Origin of the sequence: Amycolatopsis roodepoortensis (genome assembly GCF_014873915.1) — a bacterium.
Taxonomy (GTDB): domain Bacteria; phylum Actinomycetota; class Actinomycetes; order Mycobacteriales; family Pseudonocardiaceae; genus Amycolatopsis; species Amycolatopsis roodepoortensis.
The window spans coordinates 996,468-1,015,236 of record NZ_JADBEJ010000005.1; the positions used below are offsets into that span (position 1 = coordinate 996,468).

General features: G+C 70.3%; 22 protein-coding genes. 10 read left to right on the forward strand and 12 right to left on the reverse strand.

The genetic code is table 11. From position 1 onward, the window contains the following. Positions 1-298 precede the first annotated feature (298 nt). From H4W30_RS23950 to H4W30_RS23980, 7 genes are read left to right on the forward strand one after another with little or no spacing between them, the layout of a single operon-like run. Positions 299-1,381: a polyprenyl synthetase family protein gene (locus H4W30_RS23950; RefSeq protein WP_192744915.1), complete on the forward strand. Its 1,083-nt coding sequence runs from the start codon at positions 299-301 to the stop codon at positions 1,379-1,381. Beyond that, positions 1,378-2,874 carry a phytoene desaturase family protein gene (gene crtI, locus H4W30_RS23955; RefSeq protein ID WP_192744916.1) on the forward strand — a complete coding sequence of 499 codons (1,497 nt, stop codon included), beginning with the start codon at positions 1,378-1,380 and terminating at the stop codon, positions 2,872-2,874. Before H4W30_RS23950 ends, crtI begins: the two co-directional genes overlap by 4 nt. Further along, positions 2,871-3,833 carry a phytoene/squalene synthase family protein gene (locus H4W30_RS23960; RefSeq protein ID WP_192744917.1) on the forward strand — a complete coding sequence of 321 codons (963 nt, stop codon included), beginning with the start codon at positions 2,871-2,873 and terminating at the stop codon, positions 3,831-3,833. Before crtI ends, H4W30_RS23960 begins: the two co-directional genes overlap by 4 nt. Continuing rightward, positions 3,834-4,175, forward strand: coding sequence for a lycopene cyclase domain-containing protein (locus H4W30_RS23965; RefSeq protein WP_192744918.1), 342 nt, complete (start codon positions 3,834-3,836; stop codon positions 4,173-4,175). After that, positions 4,172-4,492, forward strand: coding sequence for a lycopene cyclase domain-containing protein (locus H4W30_RS23970; protein WP_192744919.1), 321 nt, complete (start codon positions 4,172-4,174; stop codon positions 4,490-4,492). The genes H4W30_RS23965 and H4W30_RS23970 overlap by 4 nt, the downstream gene beginning before the upstream one ends. Next, complete coding sequence (locus H4W30_RS23975) at positions 4,489-5,220, forward strand: class I SAM-dependent methyltransferase (RefSeq protein ID WP_192744920.1); 732 nt, start codon at positions 4,489-4,491, stop codon at positions 5,218-5,220. The genes H4W30_RS23970 and H4W30_RS23975 overlap by 4 nt, the downstream gene beginning before the upstream one ends. Then, entirely contained in the window at positions 5,217-6,770 is a 1,554-nt protein-coding gene (locus tag H4W30_RS23980) for an FAD-dependent oxidoreductase (protein ID WP_192744921.1), read from the forward strand. The genes H4W30_RS23975 and H4W30_RS23980 overlap by 4 nt, the downstream gene beginning before the upstream one ends. A 64-nt stretch (positions 6,771-6,834) precedes the next feature. Here H4W30_RS23980 and H4W30_RS23985 read toward each other — a convergent pair whose 3' ends face one another. From H4W30_RS23985 to H4W30_RS24035, 11 genes are all read right to left on the reverse strand, one after another. Next, on the reverse strand, positions 6,835-7,308 hold the full coding sequence (locus H4W30_RS23985) for an SRPBCC family protein (protein WP_192744922.1): 474 nt from the start codon (positions 7,306-7,308) through the stop codon (positions 6,835-6,837). Positions 7,309-7,435: 127 nt separating this feature from the next. After that, the gene (locus H4W30_RS23990; RefSeq protein ID WP_192744923.1) at positions 7,436-7,735 is read right to left on the reverse strand and encodes a hypothetical protein; all 300 of its coding nucleotides are present in this window, start codon (positions 7,733-7,735) and stop codon (positions 7,436-7,438) included. After that, positions 7,728-8,081 carry a DUF3253 domain-containing protein gene (locus H4W30_RS23995; protein ID WP_225949848.1) on the reverse strand — a complete coding sequence of 118 codons (354 nt, stop codon included), beginning with the start codon at positions 8,079-8,081 and terminating at the stop codon, positions 7,728-7,730. The genes H4W30_RS23990 and H4W30_RS23995 overlap by 8 nt, the downstream gene beginning before the upstream one ends. A 37-nt stretch (positions 8,082-8,118) precedes the next feature. Further along, positions 8,119-8,346: a hypothetical protein gene (locus tag H4W30_RS24000; RefSeq protein ID WP_192744924.1), complete on the reverse strand. Its 228-nt coding sequence runs from the start codon at positions 8,344-8,346 to the stop codon at positions 8,119-8,121. Positions 8,347-8,506: 160 nt separating this feature from the next. Next, complete coding sequence (locus tag H4W30_RS24005; RefSeq protein WP_192744925.1) at positions 8,507-9,253, reverse strand: SDR family NAD(P)-dependent oxidoreductase; 747 nt, start codon at positions 9,251-9,253, stop codon at positions 8,507-8,509. A 47-nt stretch (positions 9,254-9,300) separates the two neighbouring features. After that, positions 9,301-10,284, reverse strand: a complete 984-nt coding sequence (locus H4W30_RS24010) for a sigma-70 family RNA polymerase sigma factor (protein ID WP_192744926.1) — start codon at positions 10,282-10,284, stop codon at positions 9,301-9,303. 212 nt (positions 10,285-10,496) lie between these two features. Next, entirely contained in the window at positions 10,497-11,069 is a 573-nt protein-coding gene (locus H4W30_RS24015) for a hypothetical protein (RefSeq protein ID WP_192744927.1), read from the reverse strand. 51 nt (positions 11,070-11,120) lie between these two features. After that, on the reverse strand, positions 11,121-12,050 hold the full coding sequence (locus H4W30_RS24020) for a ribokinase (protein WP_225949849.1): 930 nt from the start codon (positions 12,048-12,050) through the stop codon (positions 11,121-11,123). Beyond that, positions 12,047-13,081, reverse strand: a complete 1,035-nt coding sequence (locus H4W30_RS24025) for a phosphotriesterase family protein (protein WP_192744929.1) — start codon at positions 13,079-13,081, stop codon at positions 12,047-12,049. Before H4W30_RS24025 ends, H4W30_RS24020 begins: the two co-directional genes overlap by 4 nt. Continuing rightward, positions 13,074-14,069 (reverse strand): DMT family transporter, encoded by a 996-nt coding sequence (locus H4W30_RS24030; protein WP_192744930.1) that lies wholly within the window; start codon positions 14,067-14,069, stop codon positions 13,074-13,076. The genes H4W30_RS24025 and H4W30_RS24030 overlap by 8 nt, the downstream gene beginning before the upstream one ends. 31 nt (positions 14,070-14,100) lie before the next feature. Beyond that, the gene (locus tag H4W30_RS24035) at positions 14,101-14,853 is read right to left on the reverse strand and encodes a glutamine amidotransferase (protein WP_192744931.1); all 753 of its coding nucleotides are present in this window, start codon (positions 14,851-14,853) and stop codon (positions 14,101-14,103) included. 109 nt (positions 14,854-14,962) lie between these two features. On the opposite strand from H4W30_RS24035, the gene H4W30_RS24040 reads away from it, so the two are divergent. Together H4W30_RS24040 and H4W30_RS24045 are read left to right on the forward strand one after the other, a co-directional pair. After that, entirely contained in the window at positions 14,963-15,952 is a 990-nt protein-coding gene (locus tag H4W30_RS24040) for a LacI family DNA-binding transcriptional regulator (RefSeq protein WP_192744932.1), read from the forward strand. Continuing rightward, entirely contained in the window at positions 15,949-17,007 is a 1,059-nt protein-coding gene (locus tag H4W30_RS24045) for a M20 family metallopeptidase (RefSeq protein ID WP_192744933.1), read from the forward strand. The genes H4W30_RS24040 and H4W30_RS24045 overlap by 4 nt, the downstream gene beginning before the upstream one ends. Before the next feature lie 13 nt (positions 17,008-17,020). Here H4W30_RS24045 and H4W30_RS24050 read toward each other — a convergent pair whose 3' ends face one another. Then, the gene (locus tag H4W30_RS24050; RefSeq protein WP_225949850.1) at positions 17,021-17,596 is read right to left on the reverse strand and encodes a TetR/AcrR family transcriptional regulator; all 576 of its coding nucleotides are present in this window, start codon (positions 17,594-17,596) and stop codon (positions 17,021-17,023) included. A 41-nt stretch (positions 17,597-17,637) separates the two neighbouring features. Between H4W30_RS24050 and H4W30_RS24055 the strand changes: the two genes are divergently transcribed. After that, positions 17,638-18,573: an SDR family NAD(P)-dependent oxidoreductase gene (locus tag H4W30_RS24055; protein WP_192744935.1), complete on the forward strand. Its 936-nt coding sequence runs from the start codon at positions 17,638-17,640 to the stop codon at positions 18,571-18,573. Positions 18,574-18,769: the final 196 nt, after the last annotated feature.

The window sequence follows — 18,769 nt, forward strand, 5'->3', positions numbered from 1 at the left end:
GGGCGGCCGGGAGGGGACCGAGCCGCCAGGCACCGCCGGGCGTCCGGAACCCGGCTCTGGGGAGGGGCGCCGGATTCCCGGAGGGTGGCGAGGTCCCGGCCACCTCCGTTGCTGGGCGGTCATCTTCGATTCGTGAGCGGTCCGGGTTTGAGCCTTCGACTCGGGGGAACCCCGGCTTCTGGCGCCTACCGAAGGATTCCGCCCGAGTTGCGAGGGTGTCACCCGATCCAGTAGACAAGGTACACCCGCAATGAAACGGTTGCGAATCGAATCATCGGATGGCGGAAGGGACGGTCGGATGGCGTCGATCATGGCGGAAGAGGCGCCTGCCGCCTGGCTGGACTCCCTGGGCCGACGTTGCCTCGCCGAGGCGTACGGTTTCGTCGAGGCACGGGCCGCCGAATATTTCGCCGGCCACGGCGAGGGGGAACTCGCCGAGACCGCCATCCCGGAGTTCCTCGCGGGCGGGAAATTCCTTCGCCCGATGTTCGCCTATGTGGGCTGGCGATGCGGCGGACCGGAATCGGACGCGGCCTTGCGGGCCGCGGCGAGTTTGGAACTGCTCCACTGTTTCGCGCTGGCGCAGGACGACGTCATGGACGGCTCACCGCTGCGCCGCGGCCGCCCCGCGCTGCACGTCCGGTTCGCGCGCTGGCACACCGAACAGGGCTGGAGCGGATCCGCCGACCGCTTCGGGGAATCCGCGGCGACCCTGTCCGGTGATCTCTTCCTGGTCTGGTCGGAGCGGATGCTCCGGGAATCCGGCCTCGACGCGGCGGCACTGGCCCGCGGCTGGCCGCGATACGACCTCATGCGCGCGGAACTGGCCGTCGGGCAGCTCGCCGATCTAGTGAACGATGCCAGGACGCTCCCGGACTGGGAGACACTGCTCGACGTCCTGCGCCGGAAGTCCGGCAACTACACCGTCCGCAGGCCGCTCGAATTCGGTGCCGCGCTGGCGGGGTGCGGGCCGGACGTCCTGGCCGCCCTCGCTGAATACGGCGGCCTGGTCGGCGAGGCGTTCCAGTTCCGGGACGATCTGCTCGGCGTCTTCGGCGATCCGGCGGTCACCGGCAAGCCCGCGGGCCAGGACCTCCGTGATCGCAAGGCGTCCAGTGTCGTGGTGCTCGCCGCCGAGATGGCCGACCGGCGGCAGCGCGCGGAACTCGGCGAACTGCTCGCGAGGTCGACGGTGGACGACGAAGCCGTGGCCCGCTGCCGCGCCCTGATCACCGCGACCGGGGCGCGGGACCGCCTCGGCGAACTCATCCGTGAACGGGCCGAGAAGGCCCAGGCCGTGATCGACCCGGCCGTGTTCCCCCGGCACGCCGCGGATTCACTGGCCGTCCTGGCCACCAAATGCACGGAGCGCGACCAATGAAAACGGTCCCTGGTCCCACGAACCGGGTCGTCGTGGTGGGAGCGGGGCTCTCGGGACTCGCGGCGGCGCTGCACTTGGCGGGCCGGGGCCGCGCGGTCACCGTGCTCGAACGCGACCCCGGGCCGGGTGGCCGCGCGGGACGCGTCGAGCGGAAAGGCTATCTGCTCGACACCGGGCCCACGGTGCTCACCATGCCTTCGATCCTGCGGGACACCTTCGGCGCCGTCGGTGCCGAACTGAGCGAGGAATTGCCGCTGACCCGGCTCGACCCGGCGTACGTGGCGCAGTTCGCCGACGGCAGCACGCTGCCCGTGCACACGGACGCCGCGGCGATGACGGACGCGGTCCGCGAGTTCGCGGGCCCGGCGGAGGCCGCGGGTTACGTCCGGCTCCGCGAATGGCTGACTCGCCTGTATCGCACCGAGTTCTCCCGGTTCATCGACTCGAACATCGACTCGCCGCTGGGGATGCTCCGTCCGGAGCTGGCGCGGCTGGTGGCGCTCGGCGGTTTCCGGCGGCTGGATCCCAAGATCGGCTCGTTCCTGTCGGACGAGCGGCTGAAGCGGGTGTTCACCTTCCAGGCCCTCTACGCGGGCGAGTCGCCGATGCGGGCACTGGCGCTCTACGCGGTCATCTCCTACATGGACACCGTCGGTGGCGTGTATTTCCCGCCCGGAGGTGTCGCGGCGCTTCCCCAGGCCCTCGCCCGCGTCGCGGCGGCGAACGGGGTCGCCTTCCACTACGGCGACCCCGTGAACGCGCTCGAACGGGACGGCGACCGGATCCGCGCGGTCCGCACCGCCGGCGGCGAACGCCACCCGTGTGACGCCGTCGTGCTGACGACCGAGCCGCCCGAGAGCTATCGGCTCCTCGGCCGGCACCCGAAGCGGCCCGTCCCGCTGCGGCCCGCGCCGTCCGCGCTGATCCTGCACACCGGAGGCCCGGGTGAGCACTCCGGCATCGGTCACCACACGATTTCCTTCGGAGAGGGCTGGGCTTCCACCTTCGACGAGCTCATCTCCACCGGGCGCCGCATGACCGATCCGTCCCTGCTGATCACCCGGCCCACCGCGACCGATCCGGGGCTCGCCCCGCCGGGGCGGCAGCTCTTCTCGATTCTCGCGCCGGTACCGAATCTCGATCGTGGCCCGGCGGACTGGACCGCCGATGCGGGCCCGTACGCCGAGGAGATCCTTTCCGTGGCCCGTGAACGCTTGCTGCCGGATTTCGAACCCGAATTCACCGAGGTGATCAGTCCCGCCGATTGGGCGGACCGCGGCCTGGTGGCCGGGACACCCTTCGGATACGCGCACTCGTTCGGCCAAACCGGACCGTTCCGCCCTCGGAACTTCCCGCGCGGTACCGAAAACGTCGTCCTCGCCGGCGGCGGGACGGTGCCCGGCGTCGGAGTCCCGACCGTGCTGATCTCCGGCAGGCTGGCCGCCGACCGGATCACCGGGACACCGATGCGCGGCGCGGAGGCGAATCGATGACCAAGCGCGAACTCGACGCCGCCGGCATCCGCGATCCGCACCTTCGTGCCGCCTATACCTGGTGCCGCGGCCTCAACGCCCGGCACGGGCGCACGTATTTCCTGGCGACCCGCATGCTGACCGCGCCGCAGCGGCCCGCGGTCCACGCGCTCTACGGTTTCGCCCGATGGCTGGACGACATCGTCGACGAACCGGATCCCGGTGCCACGCCGCGGTCACTGGCCGCGCGACTGTCCGAAGTGGAGGGTCGCTTCCTCGCCGATCTGGCCTCGGGCACGAGCGAGGATCCCTTGCTCACGGCGGTGATCGACACGGCGGCCAGATACGAGCTCGAAGAACACCTCTTCCGCGCCTTCTTCACGTCGATGCGGATGGATCTGAGCGTCACCGACTACGCCACGCGAGACGACCTCGACGTCTACGTGCACGGCTCGGCCGAGGTGATCGGCCTGCAGGTGCTGCCGATCCTCGGCGCGGTGACCCACCGCGAGGTGGCCGCCCCGCGAGCGGCCGCGCTGGGCAAGGCGTTTCAGCTGACCAACTTCCTCCGCGACGTCGCCGAGGATTTCGCGCGAGGACGGGTCTACCTGCCCGCGGACGAGCTCAAGGCCCACGACGTCGACCGGGAACGGCTGGCCTGGTGCGCCGAGCACGGCCGGGCCGACGCACCGGTACGGGCGGCGATCAGGGACCAGATCGCGGTCACCCGGCGGATCTACGCCGAGGCACGGCCGGGAATCGCGATGCTGCATCCGGTCTCGCGTCCTTGTGTCGCCACCGCCGCGACCCTCTACGGGGAGATCCTCGACCGGATCGAGGACGCGGGCCACGACGTGTTCGCCCGCCGGGCGAAGGTGACGCGCCGACGCCGGCTCGGGGTCGCCTGCGGCGCACTCGCTCGTTCCCAGTGGGCCCGCAGACGGCATCCGGCGCCCGCTCCCCCCGCGGCGGTGAGCTGAGTGGGCAAATTCGAGTACCTGATCGTCCTCGCGGCCTGTGTCCTGGTGACCCTGCCGCTGGAAATGGCGGGCGCCCGTGTCTACCGGCAACCGAAACGGCTCGCCCGCGCCCTGCTCCCGGTGGCGCTGGTCTTCCTGGTCTGGGACGCGCTGGCGATCGCCGCCGGGGTCTGGGGCTACGCACCGGAATTCATGACCGGCGTCCACGCCCCGTTCGCCATCCCGCTGGAGGAGATCCTGTTCTTCGTCGTCATCCCGATCTGCGGCCTGCTCACCTACGAGATGGTCCAGCTTTCGCTCACCGCGGTCCGGCGCCGCGGCGAACGGGCGGTCCGCCGGTGATCCCCTGGGGTTACACCGTTCCGGCCGTCGTCGCGGTGGTCGTGGTCGTGCTCACCGAGGTCGTCGTGCTGAAGACCGGGCTGTTCCGGAAACCCGCCTACTGGATCACGATGGCCATCGTCTTCGGCTTCCAGATCCCCGTCGACGGCTGGCTGACGAAGTTGTCCGCGCCGATCGTCCTCTACGCGCCCGAGCACGTCACCGGCTGGCGCTTCCCCTGGGACATCCCGGTCGAGGACTTCTTCTTCGGCTATGCGCTGGTGACCGCCGTGTTGCTGCTGTGGGAACGGTCCCGGCCACGGGAGGAGGCGCGGTGAACGCTCTGGCACGAGACGGCCTGCCGCGCGGCACCGTGCCGTCGGCCTTCGACACCGAAGCCCGCTTCTACGACCGTCTGGTGAGGGCGAATCCCGGCTATCACCGGCATCTGTTGCTGTCCGCCCAGCGGCTCGACCTGCCGTACGACGGAAAACACCTGCGCTTGCTCGACGCGGGCTGCGGCACCGGCGCGTCCACCGCCGCGCTCGTCGCGACGGCGCCCGGAGCGAGGATCACGGCGTTCGACGCCTCCCGCGAAATGCTGGCGCGAGCCCGGGACAAGACCTGGCCCGAAGGGGTCGAGTTCGTCCACACACCGGCGGAAGAGCTGGCGGGGGTGGAGGGTCCGTTCGACGCGATCCTGGCGGCCTATCTCGTGCGCAACCTCGCCGACCCCACGAGCGGGTTGCGCCGCCTGCGTGGCCTGCTGCGCCCGGGCGGCCGGATCGCCGTGCACGAATACTCGGTCCGGGACTCCCGGCGAGCCCGCTGGGTCTGGAACGCGGTCTGCGCGGCCGTGATCATCCCTCTCGGGAAGATCGTCACCGGCGACGCGACGCTCTACCGCCATCTTCGCCGCAGCGTCGCCGAGTTCGACGGAATCGGTGCTCTCGCCCAGCGCCTCACCGACGCCGGCTTCACCGACGTCCACACCGCCACCGTTCCCGGCTGGCAACGCGACATCGTGCACACCGTCGTCGGCACCGCTCCCCAGGAGACTCCGTGACCTCTCCCCTGGACCGCCGCCTGGTCACCCATCCGGCACCGCGCGGCCTCGCCGACGCCGGGCAGCTCGGCGCGCGCCCCACGGTGGCAGTCGTGGGCGGCGGCATCGCCGGGCTCACCGCGGCGACCGGACTGGCCGAACGCGGCGTCACCGTCACCGTCTTCGAAGGAGAAGATCATCTCGGGGGGCGGGTCGGCGGCTGGCGGGAGCGGCTGCCGGACGGCACTCCGGTGACGATGAGCCGGGGCTTCCACGCCTTCTTCCGCCAGTACTACAACCTGCGCACCTTGCTGACCCGCACGGATCCGCATTTGGAGCGGCTCACCCCGCTCTCCGACTATCCACTGCTGGACGCGCACGGCCGCATCGACACCTTCGCCGGGCTCCCCCGCACACCGATCTGGAACGCGGTGGTCTTCGCCTTGCGGAGTCCGACTTTCACCCCCAGGGACCTCTTGCGGCTCAGCGGGCGCGAGGCGTTGCCGCTCGCCACGGTCAGCGTGCCCGAGACCTATCACCGGCTCGATCACACCGACGCCGCGACCTTCCTCGAAGCGATCAACTTCCCAGCGGCCGCACGGCATCTCGCGTTCGAGGTGTTCTCACGCAGCTTCTTCGCCGACCCGCGGGACCTGTCCGCCGCGGAATTGGCGGCCATGTTCCATCTCTATTTCCTCGGCTCCAGCGAAGGACTCGTCTTCGACGTGCCGACCGAGCCGTTCCCGCAGGCACTCTGGGATCCGCTCGCGAGCTATCTCGCCGCGCGCCGCGTCGACATCCGTACCGGCACGGCGGTCACCGCCCTCGGCCGGACGCCGGACGGTTTCGAACTCGAGACCGGTGGCCGCACCGAGGGTTTCGACGGGGTGGTGCTCGCCTGCGACATCACCGGGCTGCGCGACCTCGTCACCACATCCCCGGACCTAGCGACGGAGTCCTGGCGGCGCGCGATCGGTGAACTGCGCACCGCCCCGCCCTTCCTCGTCCGGCGGCTCTGGCTCGACCGTCCGGTCGACGGAGGACGCCCGCCTTTCCTCGGCACCGCCAGCGTCCCGCCGCTGGACAACATCAGCCTGCTCGACCGATACGAAAGCGAGGCACGGCGCTGGGCGGCGCGCACCGGCGGCTCGGTCGTCGAACTGCACGCCTACGCGGCCGGCACCGCGGATCAAAGCGGCTTGGAGAAAGCCCTCGAACAACGGCTTCACGAGATCTATCCGGAGACCCGGGACGCGCGGGTGGTCGGGGAAAGCACGTTGTGGCGCGAGGATTGCCCGTTGTTCGGCGTCGGCGACTTCGCCCGGCGGCCGGCCGTGCGAACTCCCGACCCGCTCCTCGCGCTCGCGGGCGACGGCATCCGGATCGATCTGCCGGTCGCCCTCATGGAGCGCGCGGCCGCCACCGGATGGGCCGCGGCCAACGCCCTTCTCGGGCATTGGGGTCTCGCCGGTCACCCGATTCGTTCGGTCCCCAACCGAGGACGGATCGGCTTGTTGAACCGGCTGGCCGCTTCGAAGTACGTCGGCGGGGGCCGGGTCACGACAGGCTGAACGGCCGGTGCGCTGGGGTTCGGCTCTCGCCCCAGCGCACCGGCCGTCGCCGCTTGCTCGGAATCTAGCCGCCGTTCTGCGCCGGGCGCTCGACGTCGCCGCGCCATGCCCCGGTCTCGTTGCCGTCCCGGTTTTCCAGGAAGGTCTTGAACCGGTCGAGGTCCCCCTGCACGCGGCGATCCAGAACGCCGAGCTTGTCGGCGACGTTCTCGGCGAAACCCTCGGGGTCGATGTCCATCTGGACCGTGACGCGGCTGTGGGCGTCGTCGATCCGATGCACGGTCACGACACCCGCGTGGTTCGGGCCCGTGTCGGACTGCCACGCGACCCGTTCGTCGGGATGCTGTTCGGTGATGGTGGCGTCGAACTCCTTCGTCACACCGGCGATGGTGACGGTCCAATGGGTATGGGTGTCGTCGCGCTGTTCGACGCGCTCGACACCCTCCATGAACCGCGGAAAATCGGCGAACTGGGTCCACTGGTTGTACACAGTGGTCACATCGGCCGCTACGTCGACGGTCTTGGTGATCGTGCCCATGGCGAAGCGTCAGCTCCTTCATGTGGTCGGTTGGTGGAGCTCGCCGGATACCCGTCGCCCCGCGACCGCAAACCGATTCGCGTCCGATTCATCGGCGAGGGTGGCGCACGAAGCCGTGGACGGCGCTTCAGCTCAAGAGGTCGAGGCCGCGCTGCCACCGCTGCCGACGCTCCGCGTCATCCTGCTCCCACCACGGAGTCCCGCGCTCCCCCAAGGCGACCTTGGCGATGTGCACCCGCGCCCGGGCCTCCCGCTCGGCTTCGGGATCCTGAGCTCGCAAGGCCGCGCCGACGTCCCGGCGAGCCCGCATCAGCAGGCCGCGCAACCGGGCCGCCGTCTCCTCCGGTATCTCCGGATCGGTCGCGCGCCAGCGCCGGCCGCCGATCACGACGAAACGCCCGTCAGGAATGCGGTCCGGCTCAGTCATTCGCGTCCCCGGCCGGCCGGATCCTGATGGGCCCCTGCCATTCCGCGTCCGGGTCGAGCGACCGGGCGCCCTGGGTCAACCGCACCTCGCCCGCCCGCGCGAGCTCGCGCGCCAGTTCCCGAGCCCGCGGCAGCAACGGACGCCACTCGCCCGCGAGCGCCCGGGCCGCGTCGGAAGGACAGCAGCTGCCGCCTTCGCCTCGCGCGAAGGCCAAGGCGAGGATCGCCGCCCGCAACCGATCGGGCACCGGCCCGGTACCCAGCGCCGTCCGGGCATGAACCGCACCCGGCCCGGCGCTCTCCAGGATCCGTTCCAGTTCTCGTCGAGGCCCTGACCTGCTTGTCATACCGCCAGGATCGCACCGCCGCGCCGCGTCAGCCCGGTCAAGACCGGTCCGTGGGGCTGCGTTCGACGACCTCGGTGGCGCCTCGTTTGCTGAACGCCGCCCACAGATTGAACCCCACCACCCCGACGCAGAGGGCCGCCCATAGCCAGACGAAGCCGTTCCCGCGGCCGATTCCGCTGACCAGAACGAACACCAGCACCGCGATCCCACCGACCGCTCCGAACACGGCGACCGGTTTGGAGGGTTTCACCTTGAACGACGCCACCCGGAGACTCCTCGCGTAGAACGAATTGCGGCGAGACCCTGATGCCCCTGCCCGGCACTGTCCAAACGCAACCGTCTTCGTGGGCGTTGATGTTGATCCGTTCGCCCCAAGGCGGTGCGGCGAACGGACGCGACGGGCGGGTTGTTCCGAAATGGACAATTCAGGTTCGAGCGACCTCGGTGGCCCCGTTCGCCACCACGGCCGCCGCGATCGCCGCATACTCGCGCTCGAGTGCCTTCGCCGCACCACCGCGCCAACCTTCGGCCATGGCGCCCGACATGGGATCGGGGAAGATGTCCTCCTCTTCCTTCTCCACTCCGTCCAGGATGGCGCGGGCGACGGACTCCGGAGAGGACTTCGGAATCTCGACGCCCCGGCTCATGTCGGTGTCCACGGGCCCGGTCAGGACGGCATGGACCCGCACACCCTGTCCGGCCAGCAGGGTTCGCAGCGATTGGGTCAGTGAGAACGCGGCCGCCTTCGAGATCGAGTAGGCCGGAACGAGCGGCAAAGGAGCGAAGGCGTTCACCGACAGGTTGTTGACGACGGCGCCGCCGCCGCGAGTGAGCAGCGGCAGGAAGGCCTGTGTCACCCGATAGGTGCCGAAGAAGTTGACGGCGAGGTGTTGGTCGAGCACGCTCTCGTCGCTGAGGTCGTCGTAGAGCGCGATGCCGGCGTTGTTGACGAGGACATCGAGGGATTCGACCTGTTCGACAGCGCGCCGGGTCTGCGCCTCGTCGGTCACGTCCAGGGTCAGGGGCGTGACGCGGGGATCCGACTGAGCCACTGGTGTGCGCGTGCCGACGTAGACGTGCTTGGCGCCCATCTTCAGGGCTTCCTCGACCAGCGCACGGCCGATACCGCGGTTGCCACCGGTGATCAGGACGGCTTTGTCTTCGATTCTCATGGTGGTGATCTCCTTGCTTGTTTTCGAGCAGACTGGATGAGAGGGGTTCAGCTCGTCAGAGCGGGCGTGAGACCGAACGTCGGCACCAGGCTCGCGTCGTTGAACGCCGTGATACGCGCGATCCGGGCGCCGATCAGGGTCAACACGTGGACGCCGTGTGCCTCGTACCGGTCGTCGCTCGCGCGCTCGTACTCGACGAAGGCGGGCTGGCCGTTGGCGTGGACGGGCACCAGCCGCCACCGGCCCGGACCGAGCACCCGGGCGGCCAGGAACCCGACGACGGCTCGGCTGCCGGTGAACCAGGTCGCGACCGGCGGCATCTCCAGCTCGACGTCGGCGCGCAGCAGGTTCACCAGCGCGTCGGCGTCCGCCCGGGTGAACGCGTCGACATAGCCGTCGAGCAGGGTTCGCCGGGCCTGTTCGTCGGGCTCGGCCAGGTCTTCCTCGACCGGCCCGGCCTCGGCCAGCTTGGCGCGGGCCCGGCGCAGAATGCCGTCGACGGCCGCGACCGTCGTGTCCAGCATTTCGGCGACCTCCGCCGTCCGGAACGCGAGTACGTCCCGCAACGTCAGCACGGCGCGTTGCCGGGCAGGCAGAAACTGGAGCGCGGCGATGAACGCCAGCCGCACACCGCTCCTCCCGGCCACGATCACGGCCGGATCGTTGGCGTCCTTGTCGCCGGGTGCGGGACCGAGTAGCGCGTCAGGTGCCGGCTGGAGCCACGCCACCGACGGTTCACCAGCGGCCACGGCCACCCGGTGATCGTCCGATGGCGCGCCCAGCCCCGACGGAAGCGGCCGCCGCGACCGGGTCTCCAACGCCGTCAGGCAGGCCATCGTGGCGATCTTGTACAGCCATCGCCGCACCGAGGATCGGCCCTCGAACCGGTCGATCGCGCGCCACGCGCGCAGGTAGGTCTCCTGTACCAGATCTTCTGCGTCGTGGATCGAGCCGAGGAGCCGGTAACAGTGCGCGAGCAGCTCGCGCCGGAACGGCTCGGTCAGGGCGGCGAACTCGGCGTCCGAGGGCATGACGGCTCTCCTGGCGTTCGGCGAAATCGACGGTAGGCGGCGGTTCAGTCCGGTGGTCTGGTTCGGTACACATCAAGACCAGGCACCCGAAGAAAACCCGTCGCGAGAGCCGCCACCGCGTGAGTGATTTGGGTCACACGCACTGATGGAAGCGCGCCGCACCTGACGAGGCCGCGCACGCTGTCGATCGCGCCCTTGAGAACCGGCCTGGGTCAGGCCCTGGTCCAGAGGGTGACGTCGCTGCTGGTCGCCACGACCAGCGTCGCCCCGGACGGGGAGAACCCGGCCGCCCGCAGTTCTGAGTGGCGCGAATGGAAGATGTGCCACCAGGTCTCGCCGTGCGCCCCACCGGTGTACGGATTCCCGGTCGACAACAGCACCCGCTCGTGCGGCCAGTCCGGGCCCACGACATACACCGACCATCCCGTGGTGCCGGTGTGCAGGCCGCCGCCGTCCAGCCCGGCCATCGGCACGCGACGCCCCGCGATCGGCCCGATCCCCTGGCACGTCAAGTCGTTGCCCTCCGGCTGAGCCGGATCGGGGTCGCGGGCCAGCCGCTCACCGGTGACGGTGTCGAACAGCCCGAGCCCGTTCGTGGATTCCACCAACAGCAAGTCGCGACCACTGTCGGGGTCAGCGGCGAAACCGACACCGAGCAACCCGCCGACAGCGGCCACGTGGCGGTCGGCTGGACGCCACGGCGGAGGCGCCGCCACCGTCGGCGCGGCCAGAATCCTTGCCCGCAGGCCCCGTTGATAGTCGGTGAGCGAAAGCTGTTCCGCCATCCCGCGAGTATGCCGGAGACCGGGCGCCGGATCAGCGCATATTCACCCGGCTCACCGCTGGAATGCCTGCACCTCGGCCAAAAACGGCAAAGAAGGGTGCGCTCCATGCCGCGTCACGACGACGGCGGCCACCCTCGCCGCGAAACGGCAAGCCGCCACCACGTCCGCGGTCACCGGCTCACCGGGGATTTCCGCGAGCCGGGCGGCGAGCGCTCCGACGAACGAATCGCCCGCGGCGGTGGTGTCCACGGCCCGTACCGCGACGGCCGGGACGCGCGTGGACGACGAGGCGTCGAGGACGGCGCATCCTTCGGCGCCCAGTGTCACGATCACCCACCGACATCCCGCCGCGACCAGATCGGCACCGCCGCGCCGCAAACCGTCGTCGTCGAACGGATCCTGACCGGTGAGCTGACGGAACTCGATTTCGTTCGACACCACGACATCGCTCAGCGGCACCAGTTTCCCGGCGACGTCGTCGGCGGGCGCGGTGTTGAGCACGGTCAGCACGCCTCGTGAGCGAGCGGCCGCGAAGGCGCGTTCCGTCGCTTCGGGTGCCGCCTCCAACTGGCCCGCGACGACCCGAAGCCCCGGCAGTTCGCTGATCGCCGCTTCGGCCGCCTTCGCTGGGATGTCGGCATTCGCCCCGGACACGACGACGATCGAGTTGACGCCGTCCGCGTCGACGGTGATCGCCGCCCGGCCGGTGGGCGACGCGGACCTGCGCACGTGGGTCACGTCCGCACCTTCGGCGCGCAGGGCCGCCAGGTACTCGTCGCCGTCCTCGTCCTGGCCGACGCAGCCGATCACGGCCACTTCCGCGCCGAGCCGGGCGGCGGCGACCGCTTGGTTGCCGCCTTTACCGCCCAGCTCCCGGCTCGCCGAAAATCCCATCAGGGTCTCCCCTGGCTCCGGGATGCGCGGCGCCTGGACGATGTGATCGACGTTGAGCGACGCGACCACCGCTATCGCGCGGCTCATGCGGTCAGCCATCGGGCGGGGACGTCTCGCATCAGCCGGGCGACGGCTTCGGCCGCGACGCCTTCGGCTTCGAGCAGATCCGCGAAGATCGTCGGCACGAAGACGAGCCCGTTCCCGCCATTGCGCGTCCACATCTGCTTCAGGAACAGGTCGTGCGACAGCATGATCTGGTCACCGAAGCCCTCGTTCACCCACCGGGCCACGGCGCGAGCGGTCTGGGAGACCGTCGGGGCGACGCCTTCGCCGGGAAACGAGATGTCGAGGCCGATCATGTCGAACTCCAGCAGCACACCGCGTTCGAGAAGCTCCCGCTGATATCCCGGGTCGTCGCCGGACGGATCACTGTGCGCCAGCGCCACTTTCGCCGGAAGCGCACCGCATTCGTCCAGCACGACGTCGAGCACTTCGTGCCCGCGGCGCTGCCAGCCCGGCATGTGGATGTTCAGCCCCACGGTCGGCCGCGCCGCCTGCGCGAGCGCGGCGGCCCGCAAGGAGGCCCGCTCCCCGTCGGTGAAAAGCGGCGAAACACCGACCTCGCCGATGACCCCGGCCCGGATCCCCGTCTCGCCGACGCCTTCGTCCAGTTCGGCGAGAATGCGCTCGGTCTGCGCGTCGACGGCGACCGCGGTGATGCGCTCACCCTCGAACTTCTCCAGGTACGCACCGGTGCCCATGACGATGGTGACCCCGGTGGCCTCGGCGACCGCCGCCAAGGCGAGCGGATCCCGGCCGATCGCCGCGCTTCCGGTCGCGTCGACCACCGTTCCACCGCCCGCCGCGGCGAACGCGGTCACCTCGCGCACGACGCTGGCACGGTCCTTCGCCGCCACGTTGTCGGCGCAGCAGTAGGGATCCTGACGGAGGAGGAACTGCCAGCCCGGCCCCACTTCCGCCTCGGCGAGCCGCCGCGTGGAGGCATAGGAGGGTTCGGCGACCGCGGAGGACAGATCGTTGAAGAGGTGCTCGTGCGGCAGCACCAGCCCGAGATCCGCCGCGTCGACCGCGCCGAGGACGCCGCGCACCTCAGCCACGGCGCACCTCGGCAGGCTGGGCGAGGACCACCGGTTCGGCCGTGTGCCGGGACGGGATCATCGCGATCGCCGCGGCCGCCAGGGCCACGACCGCGCCGATGACGGTGACCAGGTGCAGGCTGGAACCCGCCGCGGGAGCGACGACTTCGAGCAGCAGCGATCCGATGAGCTGGCCGGCCGTGGAGGCCAGCCCCAGCAACAGAAGTCCCAGGCCCCGCACCAGCAAGGCCATCAACGCGATCGACATCAGGCCGAGCGGCCCGCCGAAGTACATCCACCAGGTGCCCGGCAACGTGAAATGCGCGCCCGCGACCACCATGCGCACCACGTACACGAGGCCGAGCGCCACGAAGCCGATGAGGAAGTTCCACGTGATGGAAACGAACATCGAGCCGGACAGCAGGCCGACCTCGGAGTTGCCCGCGGGCTGCCAGCCGGCGAGCAGGCCGCCGACGAACGGCATGATCGCCAGCGCGATCATGTGCGGAGCCGACCAGTTCGGGGACACCACCAGCACCGTGGCGCAGATGGCGAGGATCGCCCCGGCCACGCGCGGCGCGCTCATCGCCTGCTTGAACGGGACGCCGATGCCCAGGCGGTCGCACACCACGCCGGAGATGACCATGCCGGAGATCAGCGAAGTCTGGAAGATCGCGACTCCGAGGAAACCCACCGTGACACCTTCGGAAAGCACGATCACCGCACCGCACAGGCCGGCGAAGAAGTTCCACCGCGGGATCTCGCCGCGCAGCAGCTGACCGGGCAGCCGGAAGAACGCGTCGCGCGTCCTGGCGCGCGCCAGCACGATGATCAGCATCAGCACCAGGCCGGTGCCGAAGGACACCAGCGCGGCGGCGTGGCCGTCGGCGAGCGCGGTGCCGAGATGTCCGTTGACGAGTGACTGCAACGGACCGAGCATTCCGGCGAAGACGGTCGCCATCGTCAGGACGACGACCGAAGCCGCGCGGCCGGTGGGTGACGTACTCATCGAATCCTCCTTGATCCCGAGTGCGCGCGGCTCAGAGTTCGCGACCGGCGAGCCAGGTCATCGCCTGCGCGAAGAGTTTGCGGTAGCCGTCCCAGCCCATGAACTCCTCCGGAGCCCAGTGCGGGGAGATGTCCGAGGTGAACGCGAGCGTGCGGCCGCGGCCGACCTGACGCGCGGCCAGCATGACGTCGCCTTCGACGGTGGCGAGCAGCTCCGCGTCCGGCTTCAGCGTGGTGTGCTGGTAGCCCAGGAGTATCGGCCACTCCTGGTCGAGGCCGGTGACCACGGGGTGGTCGGACCGCACGACGCGGGCACGGACGCCCTCCGGCGTCTCGACGCGGTCGTCGTACGGGTCGATGTCGACCGGCAGGATCTCCTCGATCGGGGTCCGGTGGTAGTTGGCCTTGCCCTCGAAGCCCTGGAAGCTCAGGTAGCCGCCGGCCATCATCAGGCCGCCGCCGTCCGTGACCCACTCGCGCAGCAGCTTGAGCCGGTTGGGTGTCGGACGGCCGCGGGTGAAGGTGTCCGGATGCAGCAGCAGCGTGTTGGAGCCGACGTCGGAGAGCAGGACGACGTCGTAGGCGCCGAGTTCCTCCAGCGTCTGCGGGAACTTCTCGGCCACGTCGTGCGAACGCAGGTGAGTCACCTCGACCCCTTCCGCCGCCAGCGCCGCCAGCAGCCGCTCGCACCCGATCTCCACCTGCGTGTGCGCGAACGGGTCGTATCCCTTGTGGTCGATCGTCGCACTGACCCACGACTCCCCGGCTAGCAGGACCTTGACCATCGACGACTCCTTCGGGCGAAAGCGTTAGCGTTTGTTGCGCAACATAGCGCAACGCCGCCAATATAGGATGCGCTGCAGTCGCCGTCAACGCTCAACGGGGAGGAGCCGGATGTCGCTGGCGAAGGTGGCCCGAGAGGCCGGAGTGGCCGTGTCGACCGTGTCGAGGTACGTCAAGGGAGAGCTCAACGTCGCCTCCGAGACGGCCCGGCGCATCGACGCCGCGCTGTCGGCCCAAGGGCATCCGCCCGTGCAGAAACAGGTGACCGGCCTCAGCCTCGGCCTGGTGGTCCCGTCGCTGGACAACCCGTACTTCTCCACGCTGGCGGACGCGGTGGTCGACGCCGCCGCGGCCGACGGCATCGACGTGCTCACCACGCTCACCGGCTCGTCGCCGTTGCGGGAACGCGCCGCCGTCGAGCGCCTGATGCGGGTGCCGGACGTGGGCGGGCTGGTCTACCTGGGGATGCACAACACCAACGAAGCCTTCGCGAGCCGGCTGGCAGGCGACTTCCCGGTCGTCTTCCTCGACGAGTACGTCGAGGCCACCGGGCCGCGGATCGCGCACGTCACGGCGAACGGTTTCGGCGGCGCCTACCAGGCGACCACCCACCTGATCTCCCTTGGCCACCGGCGGATCGCCCATGTCGGCGGTCCGGCCGGGCTACGCACGGCCGACCAGCGCGAGGCAGGCTACCGGGCGGCCATGAAGACCCACGGGGTCGAGGTGGACGAGTCGATGATCGTGCGCGGCGCCTTCAGCTCGGCGTTCGGCATGAACTTCTTCGCGCATATGGCACGGGCCGGCGCGGCGCCGACAGCCGTGTTCACCGCCAGCGACATCGCCGCGGTCGGCCTGCTCGAAGCCGCCCGCCGCGCCGGAGTGACGGTGCCGGGCGACCTTTCGGTGATCGGCTGCGACGGGATCACCCTCGGCGAATGGACGTCGCCGCGGCTGACCACCGTCGCGCAGCCGACGGAGCAGATGGCCCGCAAGGCGGTCGACGAGATCACCCGGCTCGCGGCCGGCCGCGTCCCCGCCGACCACGTGCTCTCCATGCGGCTCGTCGTCCGCGAATCGACCCAGGAGCACCCCGAATGACCGACGAAGCCCTCGCGTTCCTGCGCGACCTGGTGCGTCACGACACCACCTCCGGCGACAGCGCGGCGCAGGCCGCCGCGCAGGAGCTGGCCGTCTCCTACGCCACCGCCACCGCGGGCGTCCGCGTGCTGCGACGCTCCACCACCGGGCGACCGTGGGTGTTGCTCGGCAGCCATTCCGGCCACGGAGCGCTGTTCGTGTGCCATATCGACACGGTTCCCGTCGGCTCCCCCGCGCTGTGGGCACGCGCGCCGTTCTCCGCGGACGTCGACGAGGAGTTCCTGCACGGCCGCGGCAGCGTCGACATGAAGGGCGGGCTGGTCGCCGCCTTGGCGGCGTTGCGCAACGCCTCGGAAGCCGGGGCCGGTGCACAGGTCCTCATCACCAGCGACGAAGAGATCGGGTGCCTCGGCGCGACCGAGGCTTCGGCCTCGCTGGACTTGACGCCGCGGATCGTCGTGGTGCCTGAAGCGACCCGGAACCGCGTCTCACTCGGACACCGCGGCGCCACCTGGCTGCGGCTTACCGCGACTGGGAAAGCAGCCCACGGCTCCACACCCCGGCTCGGCCGCAACGCGATCCGGTTGCTCGCCGACCGGGCTCTCGGCGCGCTCGATTCCCTCCCGCTGGCCGCCGACGACTATCTGGGCGAGGAAACCGTCAACGTCGGCACCTTCGAGGGCGGGACCGCGACGAACATCGTGCCCGCGTCGGCTGTTCTGACGCTCGATGTGCGCACTGTGGACGGTGGGGCGCCGGCGACCGCCTGGGCTTCGTCGCTCGATCCGGCCATCACCGCGGAGGTGGATCTCGACCTGCCCGCCGTCCGGACCGCGCGCCTGCCCGAGCTGCTCGCCGGCCAGACCACCGCACCCGCCGCCACCTATTTCACCGACGCCTCGGCCTTGGCCGGCTCGGTGGCCGGAGCCCCGATCGTGATCTGGGGCCCGGGCGATCCCCGGCAGATGCACGCGGCCGACGAAAAGCTGGAGCTGGAATCCTGGCGGCAGGCTTCGCGCGACTATCTGCGGCTGGCGTTGTCGGCCGCGGGCTGACCGGTTCGGCCGGTCATCCGCGCCGGATCCCGTCGATCAGCATGCGCACGAGTTGTTCCACGGTGACCTGCCACGTGTCCTTCGCCAGGTGACCACTGAGTTCCAGTCCCGCGATGCCGTGCGCACTCGACATCAGCAGCGCGCCGTACCGAGGCGCGTCGGATTCGCCGACCATGTCCGCCACCAGTGCCAGGAACACACCCTCTAGACGGCCCGCGGCCTCCCGGGCGGCGGGGGTGTCGGCCGGAGTGCTGAACATCAGCGCGTACCGGTGCGGCCACCGGCGGGCGACGCCGATCAACGCCAGGATGGCTCGCTCCAGCCGTATGTCCGAAGTGGACTCGACGGTCGCGCGAAGGTGCTCGACGTCGTCCGCCAGGGAATTCCACGCGTTGATGGCGAGCTGAGCCAGCAGATGCTCTTTGTTCTCGAAGTGCCCGTAGGGCGCGCCTCGTGAGACGCCGGCCCGAGCTCCGACCGCCCGCAGGGTGACGGCGTCAGGACCACCCTGATCGAGTAGTTCGGAAGCCGCGCGGACGAGGGCTTGCCGCGTGGCCTCGGCGGTCTCGGTTCGTGTCACGACGGCCATTCTAGTTGACAGTGTCATCCGAACTGGGCAGGCTGTTTCATATGACACTGTCACACGAGTTGCCCGACCTATCGGGACGCACCATCGTCGTCACCGGGACGACCTCGGGCCTCGGCCTCGCCCTCTCCGGCGCGTTGGCGGCGGCCGGCGCCCGGGTCCTGATGACCGTTCGCGACACCGCCCGCGGAGCGGCGGCCCTCGACCAGGTGCGAGCCGGGATCGACGGCACCGGTTCGGCCGAACTCGTTCTGCTCGACCTGGCGGATCTTTCCTCGGTACGGGCCGCCGCCGCGGAGCTCCGGGAACGCACCGGCGACCGGATCGACGTGCTGATCAACAACGCCGCGGTATCGCTGGGGCCGCACAGCCGGACCCGGGACGGGTTCGAGCTGCAGATCGGGACCAACCATCTCGGTCCGGCCGTGCTGACCTGGCTGCTGATGCCCGCGCTGCGGGCGGCCGGAGACCGCGGGCGACCCGCCAGGGTCGTGACGACGTCCAGCCTCGGCCACCGCACCGGCGGACTCGACCTCACCGACCTGCATTGGGAACGCCGGCGCTACTCGCCGACCCGCGCCTACGGAGCCTCCAAGCTCGCGAACCTCCTGTTCGCCGCGGAGCTCGACCGGCGGCTTCGCGCCTCCGGCGACCCGGTGCTGTCGATCGCCGCCCACCCGGGACTGACGACGTCGCAGCTGCTGAGCAACGCCCTGGCCCGCGGGAGCACGTGGAGGTCCCGCCTTCTCGTACTGCCGGACCGATACCTCTCGCAACCGGTCGCCACCGGTATCGCGCCCCAGCTCCTCGCCGCCACCGGACCGGTCGAGGGCGGCGCCTACCTGGGCCCGGCCGGACCGTTGGAGATCCGTGGACCGGCCGGTCCGGCACGCCGCTCGGCGGCCGCCGAAGACCGGAAGCTCGCGGCCAAGCTCTGGCAGATCACGAGCGCCGCCACCGGAGTCACTCCCGACCCGTGATTCCGTTCCGTTGCCAGGATTCGGCAACGCCCGGCACTCCAAGCATCGGCACAACGCGGAAAGTGCGGCAGCTTGCCGTTGCCGAAATTCGGCCACGGCCTGCCAGGCGACCGAGGCGTGGAGACGGCCCGGCGCATGCGGCCATGTCTGCTGTCCAAAAAGGACGATCCTCGGGGACAACGTCGCGAAAGCGGCT